This window comes from Streptomyces celluloflavus, assembly GCA_000720995.1.
In the GTDB taxonomy this organism is placed as follows: Bacteria; Actinomycetota; Actinomycetes; order Streptomycetales; family Streptomycetaceae; genus Streptomyces; species Streptomyces celluloflavus.
On sequence record JOEL01000088.1, the window covers coordinates 6,042 to 28,894 of the forward strand.

The following is a 22,853-nucleotide window of genomic DNA, read 5'->3' on the forward strand; positions in this document are numbered from 1 at the left end:
GGGATCAGTCGAGGTAGGGGTCGTGGAGCTCGTCTTCGAGGAGCGCGAACATCTCATCGGCGGTGGCCCCCTTGAGACCGCTCTCCGCTTCCGGGGCGGTGGACGGGCGGGCGCGGAAGCGCTGCGTCAGAGCCTCCAGGCGGGCGACGATCTCGGCGCGGGCGGTCTCGTCCGACGCGGTGAGCCCGGCGGCAAGCCGATCGAACTCATCCAACACGGCTGTGTGGCCGACAAGTTCACGCCCCGACACCTCTTCGAGCAGGAAGTCGGCGAGCGCTGCCGGGCTCGGGTAGTCGAAGACGACGGTGGCGGGCAGACGCACACCGCAGGCGCCGTTGAGCCGGTTGCGCAGCTCGACCGCCGTCAGCGAGTCGAAGCCGAGCTCGCGGAACGCGCGGGCCGGCAGCACCTCGTCGACGGAGGCGTGACCGAGGACGGCGGCGGCGTGCGCGCGCACCAGGTCGGTGGCCAGACGGCGGCGCTCGGCGGGCGGGGCGGCGGCGAGGGACTTGACCCACTCGCTGCCCTGGCCGCCGGATCCGGCGCCGTCGGCATCCGTCCCCGACTGCTCCTGCGCCTCGGGGATCGTGTCAAGGAGCGGCCGGGGCCTGGCCGCGCTGAACACCGGCGCGAACTTCTCCCACTCCACATTGGCGATGGCGAGGAACGTCTCGTCGTCCGCGAGTGTCTGGCCGAGGGCGGCCAGTGCGCGGTCGGTGTCGAGGAAGTTCATGCCCTGGCGCAGCAGCCGGTGCGGGGTGACCCGGCCGGGGCTCTGGTCCATCGTCGCGTCGACGGCGTCCCAGTCGCGGGTGTTCCACACACCCCAGGCGATCGAGGTGCCGGGCAGGCCGCGGGCCCGCCGGTCCTCCGCCAGCGCATCGAGATACGAGTTCCCGGCCGCGTAAGCGCCGTGGTCGTTGCTGCCCCACGTCGCCGAGATCGACGAGAACATCACGAACTCGTCCAGATCGAGCCCGGCGGTGGCCTGGTCCAGGTTTTCGGCGCCGCCCGCCTTCGCGGCCAGCGCGTAGGCGAGGCCGTCGAGGTCGGTGTCCTCCACCCGCATCAGGTAGGGGGCGTTGGCCGAGTGCAGCACCGTGGAGAGGCCGGGACCGGTCCGCTCGATGCGGTCGACCAGGCCCGCGACCTGGGCGCGGTCTCCGGTGTCGCAGCACAGCACCTCGACGGCCGATCCGGCCGCCGCCGCGGCGGCCGCGATGCCGGGCACGCCGGGCGCGGCAGGCCCCGATCGACTGGTCAGGACGGTGCGGGGGGCGCCATGCTCGGCGAGCCAGGGCGCCACGCGGGCACCGATGGAGCCGGTGCCACCGGTCAGCAGCACGGTGCCGCGCGCCTGCCAGGGCGTGCCGCCCGCGGGGCGCGGCTCGGCGCGCACCAGACGGCGGACCAGGGTGCCGGTCGCACGCAGCGCGAGCTGGTCCTCGCGGCCGTCGGCGAGGGCCGCGGCGAGCCGAGCAGCGGTGCGGTCGTCCCAGGCTCCGGAAGCCGGAAGATCGATCAAGCCACCCCAACGCTCGGAGTGTTCAAGCCCGACGGCCCGGCCGAGGCCCCAGAGCTGCGCCTGCACGGGACTGGTCGTCACCTCGTCCGGTCCGGTCTGCACCGCGCCCCGGGTGACGATCCAGAGCGGAGCGTCGATCCCCGCCTTGCCGAGCGCCTGTACCAGGGCCAGCGTGTCGGCGGTGCTGCGCGGCACCCACGGGTGGCGTGCGTCCGGGGACTCGTCGAAAGCCAGCAGGGACAGGACGCCCGCCAGGCTCCCGGCGTCGTCGAACCGGTCGAGCCCGGCCGGGTCGGCGAGGGTGCGGACCGTGGCGCCGTGCGCGGTCAGGGCGTCAGCGAAGACCGCGGCATCCGGGGCATCGCCGACCAGCAGCCAGGTGCCGGACAGCGCTGCCGCGACGGCCTCGAACCGGGGGTGGGGCTGCCATGTGATGCGGTAGCGCCAGTCGGCGACCCCATCGCTTTCGATGACGGGCAGTTCGGGCCAGAAGCGCCGGCGCTGGAAAGCGTAGGTGGGGAGTCCTACGGTGCGGGCGGTGGTGGGGAGGACGGTGGTCCAGTCGACGGATACGCCCTGGACGTATGCCTCGGCGAACGACGTCAGAAGCCGCTCGGCCCCGCCGTCCTCGCGGCGCAGGGTGCCGACGGCGACCGGGGACCGTTCCTCAAGGCTGTCCGCGATAGCGGTGGTCAGGACCGGGTGCGGCGAGACCTCTATATACGTGCCGTGCCCCTTCTCCGCGAGGACGCGGACGGCACGATCGAACTCGACCGTTTCGCGCAGGCTGGCGTACCAGTAGGCGGGATCCAGCTCCGGACCGGCCAGCACCTCACCGCTCATCGCGGAGATCATCGGGATCGACGCCTCGCGCGGGGCGATGCCGTCCAGGACCGACAGGATCTCCTCACGCAGGTCGTCGACGAGACAGGATCCCGGCGACGGCGGCAGCAGCGATCTCCCCCTGCGAGTGACCCACCACCGCATCCGGCTGAACACCGGCCGCCTGCCAGACGGCAGCCAACGACACCATCACCGCCCACAGCGCAGGCTGCACCACATCCGCAGCCTCAAACCCATGACGACCGGCGAGCACATCCTCCAACTCCCAGTCCACATACGGCTCAAGGGCAGCCGCGCACTCCGCGAGCCGAGCCGCGAACACCGGCGAAACCTCCACCAGCTCACACCCCATCCCCACCCACTGACTCCCCTGCCCCGGGAACACGAACACCGTCCGGCCCACACCACCCGGCGGCACCGTCCCCGTCACCACGTTCGCCGCAGGCCCCCGGGCTTCGGCGCGGCTTCCGTCCCCGGCTCCGTCGCCTCCTCCAGGATCACGTGCACGTTCGTGCCGCTGACCCCGAAAGCCGACACCCCGGCACGCCGCATCCGCTCACCCGCCGCCCACTCCACCGGCTCTCGAAGCAGCTTCACGTTCCCTGCCGACCAGTCCACGTGGGGCGTCGGCTCCTGCGCGTACAGGCTCTTCGGCAGCAGCCCGTGCTCCAGGGCGAGAACCATCTTGATGACGCCCGCGACGCCACCCGCGCACTGCGCGTGCCCGATGTTGGACTTCACGGAGCCGAGCCACAGAGGCGACTCCGCGTCCGGCCGCTCCTGCCCGTAGGTGGCCAGCAGCGCCTGCGCCTCGATCGGGTCGCCCAGGGTCGTCCCCGTGCCGTGGGCCTCCACGGCGTCGATGTCGGCCGCCGCGAGCTGCGCGTTGGCAAGGGCGGCGCGGATCACGCGGCGCTGTGAGGGCCCGTTCGGGGCGGTCAGGCCGTTCGATGCGCCGTCCTGGTTCGCCGCCGTGCCGCGGATGACGGCGAGCACCTGATGTCCGTTGCGGCGCGCGTCCGAGAGGCGTTCGAGTACGAGCATCCCCGCGCCCTCGGCCCAGCCGATGCCGTCCGCATCGGCCGAGAACGCCTTGCAGCGGCCGCTGGAGCCCATGCCGCCCTGCTCGGAGAACTCCATGAACGAGCCGGGCGTGACCATCACTGCCGCGCCGCCCGCAAGGGCCATCGAGCACTCACCGGCACGCAGCGCCTGCACCGCCTGATGCAGCGCGACCAGCGAGGACGAGCAGGCCGTGTCCACGGTCACGGCCGGTCCCGTCAGGCCGAGCACGTACGAGATGCGGCCGGACGCGACCGCCGTGAGGCTGCCCGTCAGGAGGTATCCGGCGGACTCGGCACCGGAACCGCCGAGCACCGCGTCGTAGCCGGAGCTGTTGGCGCCGACGAACACACCGGTGTCGGACTCGTGCAGGCCGGTCGGGTCGAGCCCGGCGCGCTCCAGGGCTTCCCAGGCGGTCTCCAGGAGAAGGCGCTGCTGCGGGTCCATGGCCAACGCCTCGCGCGGGCTGATGCCGAAGAAGGAGGCGTCGAAGTCGGCCGCGTCGTGGACGAATCCGCCCTGGCGGGCGTAGGCGTCGCCGCCGTACTGGGCCTCGAAGGCGTCCCAGCCGCGGTCGGTGGGGAAGCCGCCGACGGCGTCGGTCCCGGCGGTCAGCAGATCCCAGAACGACTCGGGGCCCGTGACACCACCCGGGTAGCGGCACCCCATCCCGATGATGGCGACCGGCTCGCGCTTGCCGGCTTCGAGCTGCTGGACCCGCTTGCGGGTGCGGAAGAGGTCGGCGGCGAGCTTCTTCAGGGTGTTGAGGAGTTCCTTGTCCCCGGCTCCTGCTCCGGCTTCGGCCCCCGGCCCGGTCTGCGTACCAGTGGTCATCACGAAAGCCCCAATTCCTTGTTGATGAAGTCCAGTACCTCGCCGGCGGAGGCTTCGTCGTCCAGGCGTCCGTCCATGGACTGCTGCTCGTCGCCTTCGCTCTCGGCCTGCGGACCGCTGTCATCCAGCCAGCGGGAGAGCAGGGTGCGCAGACGGTCGGTGACGTCCTGACGAGCCCCACCACCGCCCGCAGCGGCGAGAGCCGCTTCGAGGCGGTCAAGACCGTCAAGGACGGGGTCGACCGTGTCGCCGTCCGACGCGCCGTCCGCACCCACGAGTTCGCCGCGTACGTACTCGGCGAGGGCCGCCGCGTTCGGGTAATCGAAGATCATCGTGGCGGGCAGCTTCACCCCGGCCGCGGACGACAACCGGTTCCGCAACTCCACCGCACCCGCCGAGTCGAAACCCAGATCCTTGAAAGCCCGCTGCGGCTCAACAGGGTCGGCCGAATCGTGACCGAGCACCGCCGCCGCATGCCGACGGACGAGATCCGTCAACAACTGCCGCTGATCCCCCACCGGCATCCCGGCCACACGCCCCGCAAGCCCCGACCCCGGCTCCTCCACGCCGGTCGCGGCCCCCGCGCCCAACAACCGCTGAACCTCGGGAAGCCCCGTCAGCAACGGACTGCGGCGCCGCAACGTGAACGTCGGCGCGAACTGCGCCCAATCGAACCCGGCCACCGCCACCGCGCCCTCACCCGCATCGAGAACTTGGCCCAGAGCGAGCATCCCCCGCTCGGCATCGATCGCCTCCATCCCGAAATCACGCAGCCGCTCCCCCTCCGAGCCACCCGCCATCCCCACACCGGCCCACAATCCCCAGGCCACCGAACTCGCGACCAGACCACGCGCCCGCCGCCGGTCACACAGCGCATCCAGATGCGCGTTCGCCGCCGCATAGGCCGACAGGCCACCACTGCCCCAGACCCCCGCACCCGACGAATACATCACAAAAGCATCCAGATCCCGATCGGACGTCAGCTCGTCGAGCACCATCGCCCCGTGGACCTTCGCCGCGAAGATCGAGGCCAGATCGTCCGCGTCGGTCTCGCTGACCGGCTTGGTGCCGCCCACGCCTGCGGAGTGCACGACGGAGGACAGGGCAGGGCCCGTGGCGTCGATACGGGACAGGAGCGCGCCGACCGCATCCCGGTCGGCGACATCACAGCCGACCACCTCCACCGCGGAGCCCGCGCCCGCGAGATCGGCGGCCAGCGCGGGGACGCCCGCGGCTGCGGGGCCGCTGCGGCTGGTCAACACGACGCGGGCGGCCTCGCGCTCGGCCAGCCAACGGCCGGTGATACCCCCCACCCCACCCGTGCCACCGGTGACAAGCACAGTGCCACGCGGCCGCCAGCCCACGCCATCACGCCTGGGCTGCCCGGCACGCACAAGCCGCCGCGCCAGCACCCCACGCGCCCGCAACGCCACCTGATCCTCGCCCCCATCGGCCAGCACAGCCGTAAGCCGGACAGCGGCCCGCGCATCGAACTCACGCGGAAGATCGATCAATCCACCCCAACGCTCCGGGAGTTCGAGAGCCGTCACCTGACCGAGGCCCCACACCTGCGCCTGAGCAGGGCAGGTCACGGCCTCACCCGGCCCCGTCCCCACCGCACCCCGCGTCAGCACCCACAACGGCGCCACAATTCCGGCGGCGTCAAGCGCCTGGACCAGGGCGAGCGTGTCAGCGGTACCACGCGGCACAGCTGACCCGTCCGCGAGCGGCCCCGCCTCAAGAGCCAGCACCGAGACCACCCCGGTGAGTTCCACCGGATTCGGAACCCGATCGAGGGCGTCCGGACCCTCAGCGGTAACGACCTCCGCACCCCGGTCCGCGAGCGCCCGAGCAATCTCCGGCGACGAGCCGACAAGCAGCCACGTCCCGGACAGGACCGCGGCGTCGCGATCGGGCACCGGAGCCCAGCTGATCCGGTAGCGCCAGTCAGCCACCGAGGAATCGGTTTCGTTCCGGCGGCGCCACGCGTCGAGCACGGGCAGCACCTGGCCCAGGCTCGCGTCTTCCACGTCCAACGAGGCGGCCAGTTCGCGCAGTTCACCGTTCTCGATCGCCCGCCAGAGTCCGGAGTCGGTGGGCTCGGACGTCGTGGCCGGACCGTCGACGTTCTCAGGCCAGTAGTGGCGGTGCTGGAAGGCGTAGGTCGGCAACTTCACGGTGGTGCCACGCCCCAGGACTTTGGCCCAGTCGACAGGAAGGCCACGCACGAACCCTCCGGCCAGCGAGTCCAGCAGGCGCTCGGCGCCGCCGTCCTCGCGGCGCAAGGTGCCGACGACGACCGGCTCATCGGCCGGGCCTTCGGCCAAGGTGTCGACCAGCGCGCCGGTCAGTACGGGGTGCGGGGAGACCTCTATGTACGTGCCATGGCCCTTATCGGCGAGGACGCGGACGGCACGGTCGAACTCGACGGTCTCGCGGAGGCTGGCGTACCAGTAGGCGGGGTCCAGCTCCGGTCCGGTCAGCATCTCACCGGTCATCGCGGAGATCATCGGGATGGTCGCCTCGGAGGGCTTGATGCCTTCCAGGACCGACAGGATCTCCTCACGCAGGTCATCGACCTGAGCACTGTGCGAGGCGTAATCAACGGGGATGACGCGGGTACGGACCGACTCCGGGCACGAGTCCGCCAGCTCCCGCAAAGCCTCCGGCTCACCCGACACCACTGTCGCCGACGGCCCATTGACAGCGGCGAGCGACAACCGCTCCCCGAACGGAGCAATGCGCTCCCGCACCACATCCGCAGCCTCGGCGATCGACATCATGCCGCCCCGGCCGGCCAACACCTTCAGCGTCCTACTCCGCAGCGCGACGACCTTCGCCGCATCATCGAGGGACAGAATCCCGGCGACAGCAGCCGCAGCGATCTCACCCTGTGAGTGACCGACCACGGCGTCCGGCTGGACACCGGCTGCCTGCCACACCGCGGCCAACGACACCATCACCGCCCACAGCGCAGGCTGCACCACATCCGCAGCCTCAAACCCATGACGACCGGCCAGAACGTCAGCCAACTCCCAGTCCACATACGGCTTCAGAGCCGCCGCACACTCCCCGAGCCGAGCCGCGAACACCGGCGAAACCTCCGCCAGCTCACGACCCATCCCCACCCACTGACTGCCCTGCCCAGGGAAGACGAAGACCGTCCGGCCCACACCACCCGGCGTCACCGAACCCGTCACCACATTGCCCGCAGGACGGCCCGTGGCCACTGCCACGAGCCCCGCCGTCAGCTCCTCGCGTCCGGTGCCAAGGACCACAGCACGGTGCTCGAAGGCGGTACGGGTGGTGGCGAGCGACCACGCCACATCGCCCGCCGCCAGCTCCTGCTGGGCCAAGGCGAATTCACGCAGTCGACCCGCCTGCCCGGCGAGCCCGGCCGCGTCGCGTCCACTGACCGGCCACGGCACTGTGGGCGTGCCGTCAAGGACCGGTGCCGCGGGCTCGGCCGGCACATCAGTCGTCTCCGGCTGCTCGGCGGGCGCCTCCTCCAGGATCAGGTGCACGTTCGTGCCGCTGATCCCGAACGCCGAGACCCCGGCCCGGCGCGGCCGCTCACCCGCACCCCACTCCACCGGCTCCTGAAGAAGCTGCACGTTGCCGGCCGACCAGTCGACATGCGAGGACGGCGTGTCCGCGAACAGCGTCCTGGGCAGTACTCCGTGCCGCATGGCAAGGATCATCTTGATGACCCCCGCCACACCCGCCGCCTGCTGCGCATGCCCGATATTCGACTTCACCGAACCAAGCCACAACGGCGACCCCGCATCCGGCCGCTCCTGCCCGTACGTCGCCAACAGCGCCTGCGCCTCGATCGGGTCACCCAACTCCGTGCCCGTACCATGCGCCTCGACCACATCGACATCCGCAGCCACAAGCCCGGCATTCGCCAACGCAGCCCGGATCACCCGCTGCTGAGCCGGACCATTCGGCGCCGCGAGACCATTGGAAGCACCATCCTGATTGACCGCACTCCCCGCGATCACACCAAGAACCTGGTGCCCCTTGCGCCGCGCCTCGGACAACCGCTCAAGCACCACCATGCCCGCGCCCTCGGCGATACCCATACCATCCGCCCCGTCCCCGAACGCCTTGCACCGCCCATCCGCCGCAAGCGCGCGCTGGCGGGAAAAGCCCACGAATTCCACGAGGTTGGCCATCACCGTCACGCCGCCCGCAAGGGCCATCGAGCATTCGCCGGTGCGCAGCGCCTGCGCCGCCTGGTGCAGCGCCACAAGGGAGGAGGAGCAGGCCGTGTCCAGCGTCACCGCCGGGCCCTCAAGGCCGAGCGTGTAGGAGACCCGCCCCGAAAGCACACTCAGCGCGTTACCCGTGATCAGGTGCACCTCCGACCCCGTGGTGTCGGTCCCCGCGCCGAAGTAGCCGGACGGGGCAGCTCCCGCGTACACGCCGACGGGTGTGGAGCGCAGCGCCTCCGGATCGATACCGGCCCCTTCGATCGCCTCCCAGGAGGTTTCGAGGAGCAGCCGCTGCTGCGGATCCATCGCCAACGCCTCACGCGGCGAGATGCCGAAGAAGCCCGCGTCGAAGTCTGCGGCCCCGGACAGGAATCCGCCCTCGGAGGCATATGTGGTGCCCGGCTTGTCCGGGTCCGGGTCCAGCAGCCCTTCCACGTCCCAGCCGCGGTCGGCAGGGAACCCGGAAATGGCGTCCCCGCCGGCGGCCAGGAGCTGCCACAACTCATCGGGGGTGCGCACCCCGCCGGGGAACCGGCAGGCCATCCCGACGATCGCGATCGGCTCGGCGGAGGCCGCGGCCGCTGTCGCCGCGACGGGTGCGGCGACGCCTGCCACCGGCTCGCTGCCGCAGAACCGTTCGACGATCTCCTTGGCGAGCGCCGTCGGGTTCGGGTAGTCGAACACCACGGTGGCGGGCAGTCGCAGCCCGCTTGCGCTGTTCAACCGGCGGCGCAGTTCGACGGCCGTCAGCGAGTCGAAGCCGAGGTCCTTGAAGGCCCGCGCCGACGGCACGTCCGCCGCCGAACCGTGGCCGAGTACGGCGGCCGCCTGCGCGCGCACCAGTTCCACGACGGTGCGCTGCCGCTCCGCCGGGGTCTGTCCGGCAAGACGGGTGGCCAACTCGCCGCGCAGGGCGGTCGTTTCCCCGGCCGTGGGCTCTTCCTCGTCGCGGGCCTCGGGCACCGTCTCAAGGAGGGGACGGGGCCGCGCCGCGCGGAAGACCGGCGCGAACTTCTCCCAGTCCACGTCGGCGATGGCGATGAACGTCTCGTCGTCCGCGAGTGTCTGGCCGAGGGCGGCCAGCGCACGGTCGGTGTCGAGGAAGTTCATGCCCTGGCGCCGCAGGGTGCTCGGGGTGACGGCTCCGGGGCGCTGCGTCAGATGCGCGTCGACGGCGTCCCAGTCACGGGTGTTCCACACGCCCCAGGCGATCGAGGTCCCCGGCAGACCGCGGGCCCGCCGGTCCTCCGCCAGCGCATCGAGATACGAGTTCCCGGCCGCGTAAGCACCGTGATCATTACTGCCCCACGTCGCCGAAATCGACGAGAACATCACGAACTCGTCCAGATCGAGCCCGGCCGTCAGCTCGTCAAGGTGCCGAGCCCCGACCGCCTTCGTTCCGAGCGAGAACGCGAGCCCGGCGAGGTCGGTGTCCGCGATCCGGGCCAGGAACGGGGCGTTGGCCGAGTGCAGCACCGTGGAGAGCGCCGGTCCCGTGGCGTCGATCCGGGCCAGCAAGCCGGCGAGCGCGTCCCGGTCGGCGACATCGCAGCCGACCACCTCGACGGCGGCTCCCGCGCCGGCCGCGGCGGCGGCGATCTGCGCCACGCCGGGAGCGGACGGGCCCGAGCGGCTCGTCAACACCACGCGCGGAGCACCGCGTTCGGCGAGCCACGTGGCGACGCAGGCGCCGATGGAACCGGTACCGCCGGTCAGCAGCACGGTGCCGCGCGGCCGCCAGGGCTTGCCGGCGCCGGCCCGCCGGGCCTCGGCGCGCACCAGACGGCGGGCCAGAGTGCCGGTCGCACGCAGCGCGAGCTGGTCCTCACGGCCGTCGGCGAGGGCGGCGGCGAGCCGGTCCGCGGTGCGGTCGTCCCGGGCTCCGGAAGCCGGAAGGTCGATCAAGCCGCCCCAACGGTCGGGCTGTTCGAGGCCGAAGGCGCGGCCGAGGCCCCAGACCTGTGCCTGTGCCGGGCTGGTCGTCACCTCGCCCGGTCCGGTCTGCACCGCGCCCCGGGTGACGACCCAGAGCGGAGCGTCGATCCCCGCCTTGCCGAGCGCCTTCATCAGGGCCAGCGTGCCGGCCGTGCCACGGGGCACGGCGGGCCGGTCCGCGAGCGGCGTCTCGTCCAGGGCGAGCAGCGAGACGATGCCGCGCAGGCCGCCGGCCGGGGTGTGGTCGAGCGCCGCCGGATCGGCGACGGTACGGACCTCGGCGCCGCGGGCGGACAGGGCCTGGGCGACGGCGGCCGCTTCGGCGTTGTCACCGACGACCAGCCAGCTGCCGGACAGCGCCGCGTTGGCCTCGGAGGCCGGCTGCCAGGTGATGCGGTAGCGCCAGTCCGCGACCGAGGTGTCGGCCTGCCGGCGCCGGTGCCAGGCGGCGAGCGCGGGCAGCACCTCGCCGAGGCTCGCCTCGTCCACTTCCAACGTCCCGGCCAGCTCGCTCAGTTGGCCGCGCTCCACCGCGTTCCAGAAGCGGGAGTCGCCCGGTTCGGCGGTGGCGCCTCCGGCCGCCGGGGCCTCGGCCCAGTAGCGGCGCCGCTGGAAGGCGTAGGTCGGCAGGTCCACGGTCGTGCCGCTGCCGAGCACGGTGGCCCAGTCGACGGGGACGCCGCGCACAAAGCCCTCGGCGAAGCCCGCCAGCAGCCGCTCGGCGCCGCCGTCCTCGCGCCGCAGCGTGCCGACGACCACCGCCTCCTCGTCCAGACTGTCGGCGATCGCACCGGTCAGTACGGGGTGCGGCGAGACCTCGACGAAGGTGCCGTGACCGCTCTCGGCGAGGACGCGGACGGCGCGCTCGAACTCGACGGTCTCGCGGAGGCTGGCGTACCAGTAGGCGGGATCCAGCTCCGGGCCGGTCACCGTCTCACCGCTCATCGCGGAGATCATCGGGATCGACGCCTCGCGCGGGGCGATGCCGTCCAGGACCGACAGGATCTCCTCACGCAGGTCGTCGACCTGAGCGGCAATGCGCTCCCGCACCACATCCGCAGCCTCCGCAACCGACATCATGCCGCCGCGACCGGCCAACACCTTCAGCGTCCTACTCCGCAGCGCGACCACCTTCGCCGCATCATCGAGGGACAAGATTTCGGCGACAGCAGCCGCGGCGATCTCGCCCTGCGAGTGACCCACCACCGCATCCGGCTCAACACCGGCCGCCTGCCACACCGCGGCCAACGACACCATCACCGCCCACAACGCAGGCTGCACCACATCCGCAGCCTCGAACCCATGATGACCGGCGAGCACATCATCCAGCTCCCAGTCCACATACGGCTTCAACGCCGCCGCGCACTCCCCGAGTCGAGCCGCGAACACCGGCGAGACTTCTGCCAGCTCACGGCCCATCCCGACCCACTGGCTCCCCTGCCCCGGGAAGACAAAGACCGTCCGCCCCGCGCCGCTGGGCGCCACCGAACCTGTCACCACGTTCGCCGCAGGCTGTGCCGTGGCCACCGCGGTAAGCCCCGCCGTCAACTCCTCGCGCGCGGAGCCCAGCACCACGGCGCGATGCTCGAACGCCGACCGCGTCGTTGCCAGCGACCACGCCACGTCGACCGGCGCCAGGCCCGGTCGGGCCAGCGCGAAATCACGTAGCCGACCCGCCTGCCCGGCGAGCCCTGCCGTGTCGCGCCCGCTCAGCAGCCACACCGGCAGCTTCCGCGCGAGGACTGGTGCGAGTGCGGCGCCCGCGGGCTGTGGCGGCGCGGCCTCTTCGGCCGGTGCCTCCTCCACCAGCAGGTGTACGTTCGTGCCGCTGATCCCGAAGGCCGAGACCCCGGCCCGGCGCGGCCGCTCACCCGCACCCCACTCCGCCGCCTCCTGAAGGAGCTGCACGTTCCCTGCCGACCAGTCGACATGGGGCGAGGGCTCATCGGCGTACAGGGTCTTCGGCAGCATGCCGTGCTGCATCGAGAGCACCATCTTGATGACACCGGCCACACCGGCCGCGCACCCGGTGTGCCCGACGTTCGACTTCACGGAGCCGAGCCACAGCGGCCGGTCCGCCGCCCGCGCTTCGTCCGCGCCGTACGTCGCGAGGAGCGCCTGCGCCTCGATCGGGTCACCCAATTCGGTGCCCGTGCCGTGCGCCTCGACCACGTCCACATCGGCGGCCGTGAGGCCGGCGTTGGCAAGGGCCGCGCGGATCACGCGGCGTTGCGAGGGGCCGTTGGGAGCGGCGAGGCCGTTGGAGGCGCCGTCCTGGTTGACCGCGCTGCCGCGGATCACGCCGAGCACGCGATGGCCGTTGCGGCGTGCCTCGGAGAGGCGTTCCAGGACCAGCATGCCCGCGCCCTCGCCCCAGCCGATGCCGTCGGCCTCGGCGGAGAATGCCTTGCAGCGGCCGCTGGAGGCCATGCCGCCCTGCTGGGAGAAGTCCATGAAGGGGGCGGGTGTGGTGAGGACGGCGACGCCGCCCGCGAGCGCCATGGTGCACTCCCCGCCGCGCAGCGCCTGCACCGCCTGGTGCAGCGCCACAAGGGAGGAGGAGCAGGCCGTGTCCACGGTCACCGCAGGCCCGGTGAGGCCGAGGGTGTAGGAGATGCGGCCGGAGATGACGGCGGTCAGGCCGCCCGTCATCCCGTAGCCGCCCGCGCCACCACCGTCTTCGCCGCCGGCGCCGCCCACTGCATAGCCGGAGTTGGTCGCTCCGACGAACACGCCGGTGCTGCTGCCCTTGAGCGAAGCCGGGTCGAACCCGGCGCCCTCCACCGACTCCCAGGCCACCTCCAGCAGCAGCCGCTGCTGCGGGTCCATGGACAGGGCTTCGCGCGGGCTGATGCCGAAGAAGGAGGCGTCGAAGTCGGCCGCGTTGTACACGAATCCGCCTTGGCGGGTGTAGGCGCGGCCGGCGGCCACCTCGTCGCCGCCGTATTGCCGTTCGAACTCGGCCCAGCCCCGGTCGGTCGGGAAGTCGGCGACGGCATCGGTGCCTGTGGCAAGGAGGTCCCAGAACTGCTCGGGTCCTGTGGCGCCGCCGGGGTAGCGGCAGCCCATGCCGATGATGGCGATCGGCTCGCCCTCCATGGGGACGACGCGCCCGGCGCCGTCGGTCGCTGCCTCGTCCTGCACTCCGAGCAGCAGTTCGCCCAGGTGTCCTGCGAGTTCCGCGGCGTTCGGATAGTCGAAGATCACGGTGGCGGGGAGCTTCACCCCGGCGTCGGCCGCAAGGCGGTTGCGCAGATCGATCGCGGCGGGTGAGTCGAAGCCGAGGTCCTTGAAGGCGCGCTGCGCCTGGACGGCATCCGCCGAGTCGTGGCCGAGCACGGCGGCTGCATGGCGGCGCACCAGATCGGTGAGGAGCTGCCGCTGCTCGGCCGCCGCGAGGCCCGCGAGGCGCAGCGCCAAGGCGCTGGCGGGAGCTTCCTGTTCGGCCACGGGGGAAGCGTCTGCGGCCGACTCGGTCCCGCTTTCGGCCGCGGCGAGCGCGGCGATCAGCGGGCTCGGCCGGTGCAGGGTGAACGTGGGCGCGAAGCGCTCCCAGTCGATGTCGGCGACGGCCAGCACACCCTCGTCGCCGTCCACCGCCCGGGCGAGGGCGCGTATACCGCGCGGCGGGTCGATGAGGCGCATGCCGAGGCCGCGCAGCGCCCGCCCGGCCGTGTCACCGACCATGCCGCCGTCGGCTCCGCCGTCCCACAGGCCCCAGGCCACGGACGTGGCGGGCAGGCCGCGGGCCCGGCGGGCCTCGGCGAGCGCGTCGACGTGGGCGTTTCCCGCGGCGTAGCCGGAAAGGCCACCGCTGCCCCAGACGGCCGCACCGGAGGAGAACAGCACGAAGGCGTCGAGATCCTGGTCCGCGGTCAGCTCATCGAGCCAGCGGGCACCGCCGACCTTGGCGGCCATGCCCGCGGCCAGCTCGTCGGCGGTGGTCTCAAGGACCGGCCCACCCGTGCCGACCCCGGCGGCGTGCACCACCGAGGACAGCGCGGGGCCGGTGGCGGCTATGCGCTCCAGGAGTCCGGCGACGGCGCAGCGCTCGGCGATGTCGCAGGCGAGTACGTCCACCGATGTGCCTGATATGGCCAGTTCGGCGGCGAGTGCGGCGACGCCGTCGGCAGCGGGGCCGCGGCGGCTGGTCAGTACAATGCGCCGGGCGCCCCGTTCGGACAGCCAGCGTGCGGTGTGTGCGCCGATGGCACCGGTACCGCCGGTGATCAGCGCGGTGCCGCGTGGCGTCCAGAGCGCACCGGCGCGCTCCGGCTCGGGGGCGCGCTCAAGGCGGCGGCCGAGGAGTCCGTGCGGACGCAGCGCGACCTGATCCTCGGTGCCGTCGGCCAGGACGGCGGCGAGCCGAGCGGCGGCGCGATCGTCCCAGGCGCCGGACTCCGGAAGGTCGATCAACCCGCCCCAGCGGTCGGGGAGTTCGAGTGCGGCGACCCGCCCGATGCCCCAGGTCTGGGCCTGGGCGGGGTTTGTGGCGGCCTCGCCGGCGCCCGTGCCGACGGCGCCGCGGGTCAGCACCCACAACGGTGCCGCGATCCCCGCCGCGTCCAGGTCGCGCAGCAGCGCGACGGTGGTGGCGGCGCCGGTCGCGAGCCACGGGTGCCGCGCGCCCTCGGGCTCCTCGTCCAGGGCGAGCAGCGAGACGACGCCGGTCACGGACTCGTCCGCGGCCCGGGCGAGCTGCCCGGGAGCGGCGGTACGGACCCGGGCGCCCCTGTCGGTGAGCGCACGGGCGATGACGTTCGCGTCGGGACCGTCGCCGACCAGCAGCCATGTACCCGACCGGGCTGGGCCGCTCACGGGGTCGGGGAGCTGGGACCAGGTGATGCGGTAGCGCCAGTCGGCGATGCTCGTGCGGTCGGCGCGGGCCGGCGCCTTCGGCCAGTAACGGCGGTGCTGGAAGGCGTAGGTCGGCAGCTCGACCGTCCTGCCGCTGCCTCCGAGCACGGTCGGCCAGTCGATGGGCAGACCCTGTACGTGGGCCGCGGCGAACGAGGCGAGCAACCGCTCGGCGCCGCCGTCCTCGCGCCGCAGCGTGCCGACGACCACCGCCTCCTCGTCCAGACTGTCGGTGATCGCACCGGTCAGTACGGAGTGTGGGGAGACCTCTATGTACGTGCCGTGACCGCTCTCGGCGAGGACGCGGACGGCGCGCTCGAACTCGACCGTTTCGCGGAGGCTGGCGTACCAGTAGGCGGGGTCCAGTTCCGGGCCGGTCAGCATCTCACCGGTCATCGCGGAGATCATCGGGATCGACGCCTCGCGCGGGGCGATGCCGTCCAGGACCGACAGGATTTCCTCACGCAGGTCGTCGACCTGAGCGCTGTGCGAGGCATAGTCGACGGGGATGATGCGGGTACGGACCGATTCCGGGCAGGAATCCGCCAGCTCCCGCAAAGCCTCCGGCTCGCCCGACACCACCGTCGCCGACGAACCGTTCACCGCGGCGAGCGACAACCGCTCCCCGAACGGAGCAATACGCTCCCGCACCACATCCGCAGCCTCAGCGCATCCGGCTGAACACCGGCTGCCTGCCAGACAGCGGCCAACGACACCATCACGGCCCACAGCGCAGGCTGCACCACATCCGCAGCCTCAAACCCATGACGACCGGCCAGAACGTCGTCCAGCTCCCAGTCCACATACGGCTTCAGAGCCGCAGCACACTCCCCGAGCCGAGCCGCAAACACCGGCGAGACTTCTGCCAGCTCACGGCCCATCCCGACCCACTGACTCCCCTGCCCCGGGAACACGAAGACCGTCCGCCCCGATCGCCCCACCGGCACCGATCCGGTCACGCCCCCGGCCGCGGGCTGCTGTGCGGCCAGCGCCGCGAGTCCCGTCGCGAGGTCGTCCCCTCCGGCGCCCAGGACCACCGCGCGGTGCTCGAACGAGGACCGGGTCGTCGCGAGGGACCAGGCCACATCGCCCGCGGCCACCTCCGGGCGCGCGAGTATGTGTGCGTGCAGTCGCCCGGCCTGCGCGACGAGCCCTGCGGCGTCGCGGCTGCTGACCAGCCACGGGACAGTCTCCGTGCGGGCCAGCACCGCCGGCGCGTCCGCTTTCCGTGCGTCGCCGCCGTTCTCGTCCTGCTCCGCGCGCGACGCGTCGACCGACGCCTCGGGGGCCTCCTCCAGGATCGCGTGCGCGTTGGTACCGCTCATCCCGAACGAGGACACACCGGCCCGCCGCGTCCGCTCCCCGCCCGCGCTCCATTCCACGGGCTCCTGGAGCAGCTGTACCTTCCCGGCCGTCCAGTCCACGTGCGGCGAAGGTTCTTCGGCGTGCAGTGTCCGCGGCAGCACCCCGTGCTGGAGGGCGAGGACCATCTTGATGACGCCCGCTACGCCCGATGCCTGCTGACTGTGCCCGATGTTCGACTTCAACGACCCGAGCCACAGCGGACGGTCGGCTGCCCGCCCCTCGTCGGTGCCGTAGGTCGCGAGCAGTGCCTGCGCCTCGATCGGATCGCCAAGGGTCGTCCCGGTCCCGTGCGCTTCCACGGCGTCGATGTCGGCCGCCGCGAGCTGCGCGTTGGCGAGTGCCGCCCGGATCACCCGGCGCTGCGAGGGCCCGTTCGGTGCCGTAAGACCGTTGGAGGCGCCGTCCTGGTTGACCGCGCTGCCGCGGATGACCGCGAGCACGTGGTGGCCCGCCCGCCGTGCGTCGGACAGTCGTTCCACGACCAGCACGCCCGCGCCCTCGGCCCAGCCCGTGCCGTCCGCGCCGGCCCCGAAGGACTTGCAGCGACCGTCCGATGCCAGACCCTGCTGCCGCGCGAACTCGGCGAACGTCATCGGCGTGGCCATCACGGTGACGCCGCCGACCAGGGCGAGACCGCACTCGCGGCCGCGCAGCGCCTGCACCGCCAGGTGCAGCGCCACAAGGGACGAGGAGCAGGCCGTGTCCACCGTCACCGCGGGGCCGGTGAGGCCGAGGGTATACGCCACCCGTCCGGAGATGACGCTCGCGGCGTTGCCCGTCATCAGGTACGCCCCGGCTCCGGGGTCGGTCTGCACGACACCCTCGCCGTAGCCGGAGGATGAGGCGCCCGCGAACACGCCGGTCCGCGAGCCCTTCAGCGAGGACGGGTCGATACCGGCCCGCTCGACGGCCTCCCAGACGACCTCAAGGAGCAGCCGCTGCTGCGGGTCCATGGCCAGGGCCTCGCGGGGCGAGATCTTGAAGAATCCGGCATCGAACTCGCCGGCCTCGTAGACGAATCCGCCCCGCGGCTCGAACGCGGCGTCCGCGTCACCGGCCGCGTCCGGCTCGTCCCAGCCCCGGTCGGCCGGGAACGGCCCCACCGCGTCCGTGCCGGAGTCGACCAGGCCCCACAGGTCCTCCGGGGCACGCACCCCTCCCGGGTAGCGGCAGCCCATGCCGACGATCGCGATCGGCTCGTGCACGTCGGCCTCGATGCGGCGCAGCCGCTTCCGGACCGACTGGAGCTCGGCAGATGCCTTCTTGAGGTACTCGAAGAGCCTTTCCTGGCTTTCCATCACGCGCTCCCAAGCTCCTTGTCGAGGAAGTCGAAGACCTCGTCGGGTGTGGCCGAGTCGAACTTCACGTCGCCGTCGGCGGATTCGGCCGCCTCGGGCTCGTCATAGCGGGAGAGGATGCCGCGCAGCCGACGCAGCATTTCCTCGTGGAGGCCCGTGCCGCCGTCATCTCCGGCCGTGTCGGCGAGTCGCCGTTCGAGGCGGTCCAGGTCCGCGAGCGCGGCACCCGGCTCGTCCGTGTCGCCCTCGCCCAGTGCTTCGGCGCGCAGGAAGGCGGCCAGGGCGAGCGCGTTCGGGTAGTCGAAGGCCAGGGTCGCGGGCAGTACGAGCCCGGTGGCCGATTGCAGTCGGTTGCGCAGTTCGACGGCGGTCAGCGATTCAAAGCCGAGGTCCTTGAATGACCGTTCGGGCTCGACGGCCGCCGTGTCCGCGTGCCCGAGGGCACCGGCGGCCTCGGTGCGCACGAGGTCCACCACAAGGCGCTCCCGCTCCGCCACGGCAAGCCCGGCGAGGCGCTGCGCGAGACCGCCCGCGGCCGTGCCGGTTTCGGACGGTACGGGTGTGGCCAGTGCGGCCCGCGCTTCCGGAACCCCGGCCATCAGTGTGCTCGGCCGCCGCAGGGTGAACGTCGGCGCGAACGCCGACCAGTCCACGTCCGCGACCGCCACCACGCCCTCCTTTGCGTCCACGGCCTGCGCCATTGCGCGCACGCCCAACTCCGGTGCCATGCGCCGCAGTCCGGCGCGCCCCAACTGCTCGGCCGCCGATCCTGCGCCCATTCCGGCGCCGCCCCACACGCCCCAGGCGAGCGAGGTCGCGGCGAGGCCGCGGGCCCGCCGGCCCTCGACGAGGGCGTCCAGGTAGGCGTTCGCGGCGGCGTAGGAGGGCTGCATCGAACTGCCCCAGGTCGCGGAGATGGAGGAGAACACCACGTACGCCTCCAGCGGACGCTCCGCCGTCAACTCGTCGAGCCAGCGAGCGCCGGCGGTCTTGGCGCTCACCACGTAGGCGTGGTCCTGGAGGGTGAGGTCCTCCATCGCGGTCATCTGCCCGATCCCGGCGGCGTGGATCACGCCGCACAGCTCCGGTATTCGCTCAAGGACGGCCGCGACCTGCGGGCGCTCGGCGACGTCGCAGGCGATCACGTCGACGGACGCGCCCTGCCCCGCCAGGTCCGCCGCAAGCTGGGCGACGCCTACGGCCGTCGGGCCACTGCGGCTCGTCAGGACCAGGTGTCGTGCCCCGCGTTCGACCAGCCAGCGGTCCACGGCCTGGGCGATGCCGCCGGTTCCGCCGGTGACGAGGACGCTGCCACTCGGCGTCCAGGTATGCCCGGTGCGCGGCAGTGGCGCCCGTGAAACCCTGCGGGCCAGCAGCCCGGCGCGGCGGATCGCCACCTGGTCCTCGCCGAGACCGCCCGACAGCACGGCGGCGAGTCGGTCGGCGGCGCGCGCGTCGAGGTCGGGCGGCAGGTCGACGAGGCCGCCCCAGCGCTGCGGGTGCTCCAGCGCGGCCACCCGGCCGAGGCCCCAGACCTGTGCCTGCTCGGGGTCCGGCGCCGGCTCACCGGACGCGGTCGTGACCGCGCCTTCGGTCAGCGCCCACACGGGCGCGTCGACCCCGATGCCTCCGAGGGCCTGTACCAGGCCGAGGGCTTGCTCGGCGCCCCGCGCGTTGCCGGGGGCTATCAGTGCCACCAGGCCGGTCAGGTCCGTGACCTCGTCGAAGGCGTGGTTCAGGAGTGCGCCGAGTTCGCGGCGGTCGGCTGTCTCGCTGTCCACCAGCAGGACGGTCGCGCCGTGCCCTTCGAGGGCCGCACGCACCGGTTCGGGGTCGTGCCCCGAACCGTGCAGGAGCGCCCAGGTTCCGGACAGCCGGGCCGCGGCAGGCTCGATGAGTCCTTCCCAGGTGACCCGGTAGCGCCAGTCGGCCACCTCCGAGTCCGCGCATTGCCTGCGTCGCCAGTCGGCGAGGGCGGGCAGCACTTCGCGCAATACTCCGTCGTCGACGGAGAGTTCCCCGGCAAGTTCGGCGAGGTCGCCCTGTTCCACGGCGGCCCAGAACTCGGATTCCGCCTCGGAGCCGCTGTTTGCCACGGAACGGACCGTGGTTTCGGGCCAGTAGCGCTTGCGTTGAAACGCATACGTCGGCAGCTCCACCCGCTGCCCCGCAAGCAACGAACCCCACTCCACCCCCACACCCGCCACATACACCCGCGCCAACGCCGAAACCACCGCATCCACCGCCGAGACACCCCCACGCAACACCGGAACAAACACCCCATCCGGCACCACCAACGACCCCATCGACGACAACACACCATCCGGACCAACCTCAACAAAAACATCCACCCCCTCACCCACCAACCCCACCACCGCATCCGCAAACCGCACCGCCCCACGCGCCTGCGCAACCCAATACGCAGCCCCCGGCTCCCGAACCAACTCCCCCGACAACGCACCCACCCACGGCACCGAAGGCACCCCATACTCCAACCCCGCAGCAACCTCCCCCAACTCCCCCAACACCGGATCCACCCACGCCGAATGAAACGCATGACTCACCCGCAACCGCCGCGCCCGACGACCCCGCGCCCGCCACCGCCCCACCAACGCATCCACCACACCCACATCCCCCGACACCACCACCGACCGCGGACCATTCACCGCCGCCAACGACAACCCCACACCCCCCACCTCAACACCGATCTCCTCCTCCGACGCCTCCACCGCCGCCATCGCCCCACCCCCAGGCAACCCCTCCATCAACCGCGCCCGATGCGACACCAACCGCACCGCATCCCCCAACGACAAAACCCCCGCCACAAACGCCGCCGCAACCTCCCCCACCGAATGCCCCGCCACCACATCCGGCACCACACCAAACGACCTCAACATCGCAACCAACGCCACCTCCACCGCAAACAACCCAGTCTGCGCAAACAACGTCGAATCAACCCCCACACCCCCAACCCCCACACCAACGCCAACGCCTTCCTCACCCAAAACCACACCAGCCAAATCAATCCCCAACTCGGCCTCAATCAGCCCACACACCTCATCAAACGCCCCAGCAAACACCGCATTCGACCCATACAACTCACGCCCCATCCCCACCCGCTGCGAACCCTGCCCCGCAAACAAAAACCCCACCCGACAACGCCCCCGCACCGAACCCACCACCACACCCGGCCCCGACTCCCCCGCCGCCACCACACCAAGACCCGCCAACAACTCCTCCCGCGAACCCCCCACCACCACCGCACGCTCCTCAAACCCCGACCGACCAACCGCCAACGACCACCCCACATCCCCCACCGACAACCCCGGCCGACCCGCCACAAACCCCCGCAACCGCCCAGCCTGCTCAGCACGCGCCACCACCGACCGCCCCGACACCAACCACACCGAGCCCCGTGGCTCCGCGGGCGTCGCGTCTGCGTCACCCGGCTCGGGCCCCGCGTCCACCTCCGCCGCGGCCTCCGGCTCCCGGGCCTCCTCCAGAATCAGGTGCGCGTTGGTCCCACTGGCGCCGAACGCCGAGACCCCGGCACGCCGCACCCGTTCGTCGGCCGGCGCCCAGTCCACCGGCTCATGAAGCAGCTGCACGTTGCCGGCCGACCAGTCCACGTGCCGTGACGGCGACTCCGCATGCAGCGTGCGCGGCAGCAGCCCGTGTTGCAGGGCGAGGACCATCTTGATGACGCCGCCGACTCCCGCCGCTGTCTGTGTGTGCCCGATGTTCGACTTCAACGACCCGAGCCACAGCGGCTGCTGGCCGTCACGCTCCTGCCCGTACGTGGCGAGCAGCGCCCCCGCCTCGATCGGGTCACCCAACTCCGTCCCCGTACCATGCGCCTCCACCACATCCACATCACCAGCCGACAACCGCGCATCGGCAAGCGCCGCCCGAATCACCCGCTGCTGCGCGGGTCCGCTCGGTGCCGTGAGCCCGTTGGACGCGCCGTCCTGGTTGAGCGCGCTGCCGCGGATCAACGCAAGAACGGGGTGGCCGAGGCGCCGCGCGTCGGAAAGACGCTCCAGGAGGACGAGACCGGCGCCCTCGCCCCAGCCCGTGCCGTCGGCACCGTCCGCGAACGCCTTGCAGCGCCCGTCGGATGCGAGCCCCTGCTGCCGTGCGAAATCGGCGAACATCACCGGGGTGGCCATCACCATGACACCGCCGGCCAGCGCAAGGGAGCACTCCCCGGCGCGCAGCGCCTGCGCCGCCAGGTGGAGGGAGACCAGTGACGACGAACAGGCCGTATCGACTGTCAGCGCGGGCCCGTTGAGACCGAGCGTGTAGGAGATGCGCCCCGACAGAACGCTGATCGCGCTACCCGCCACGAGGTGTCCCTCGCCGCCGCCCTGTGCCCGTGCGTACCAGTCGTAGCCGGAGGCCGTGGCGCCGACGAACACGCCGGTGCGCGAGCCGCGCAGCGCGCGCGGATCGAACCCGGCGCGCTCCAGTGTCTCCCAGCCGACTTCGAGCAGCAGCCGCTGCTGCGGGTCCATGGCCAGGGCTTCGCGCGGGCTGATGCCGAAGAAGTCGGCGTCGAACTCGTCCGCCTCGTACAGGAATCCGCCCTGCCGCTGGTATCCATGGGCGGCCGCCTCGCCCGGGTTCCAGCCGCGGTTGCCGGGGAAGCCGCCGATGGCGTCCCGGCCGGAGGCCACGAGGTCCCAAAGGTCCTCGGGCGTGCGCACGCCGCCCGGGTAACGGCAGCCCATGCCCACGACGGCAATGGGCTCGCCCGTCACGGCCTCCAACTCACGCACGCGTTCGCGACTTTCGTGCAGGTTGGCCGTGACCTGCTTCAGGAAGTACCGGAGCTTGTCCTCGCTCACGCTTTCCACCTCTGGATGCTGATGCTGTTGCTGGACCCCATGCCGACAGCGCAAGTGGCGCAGGCGGTAC

3 protein-coding genes and 2 pseudogenes are annotated in these 22,853 nt (G+C 72.1%); all 5 read right to left on the reverse strand.

The features are described from left to right. Nucleotides 1-4: 4 nt before the first annotated feature. The 5 genes and pseudogenes from IH09_RS40925 to IH09_RS35425 all read right to left on the reverse strand — a co-directional run bounded on the left by IH09_RS40925 (nucleotide 5) and on the right by IH09_RS35425 (nucleotide 22,783). The gene (locus IH09_RS40925; protein ID WP_205379641.1) at nucleotides 5-2,512 is read right to left on the reverse strand and encodes a type I polyketide synthase; all 2,508 of its coding nucleotides are present in this window, start codon (nucleotides 2,510-2,512) and stop codon (nucleotides 5-7) included. Further along, nucleotides 2,451-4,267, reverse strand: a pseudogene (locus IH09_RS40930) (type I polyketide synthase); the annotation flags it as partial. The pseudogene IH09_RS40930 and the gene IH09_RS40925, both read right to left, overlap by 62 nt. Next, on the reverse strand, nucleotides 4,264-15,483 hold the full coding sequence (locus IH09_RS35420) for a type I polyketide synthase (protein WP_446750518.1): 11,220 nt from the start codon (nucleotides 15,481-15,483) through the stop codon (nucleotides 4,264-4,266). The pseudogene IH09_RS40930 and the gene IH09_RS35420, both read right to left, overlap by 4 nt. Further along, nucleotides 15,463-17,936: pseudogene (locus IH09_RS40935) on the reverse strand (type I polyketide synthase); the annotation flags it as partial. The pseudogene IH09_RS40935 and the gene IH09_RS35420, both read right to left, overlap by 21 nt. Further along, the gene (locus IH09_RS35425; protein ID WP_052861863.1) at nucleotides 17,936-22,783 is read right to left on the reverse strand and encodes a type I polyketide synthase; all 4,848 of its coding nucleotides are present in this window, start codon (nucleotides 22,781-22,783) and stop codon (nucleotides 17,936-17,938) included. The gene IH09_RS35425 and the pseudogene IH09_RS40935, both read right to left, overlap by 1 nt. Between the last annotated feature and the right edge of the window lie 70 nt (nucleotides 22,784-22,853).

Excerpts from the sequence above, each read along its gene's own strand:
- IH09_RS40925 (WP_205379641.1), bottom strand. The coding sequence starts at position 2,512 with ATGCGGTGGTGGGTCACTCGCAGGGGGAGATCGCTGCTGCCGCCGTCG.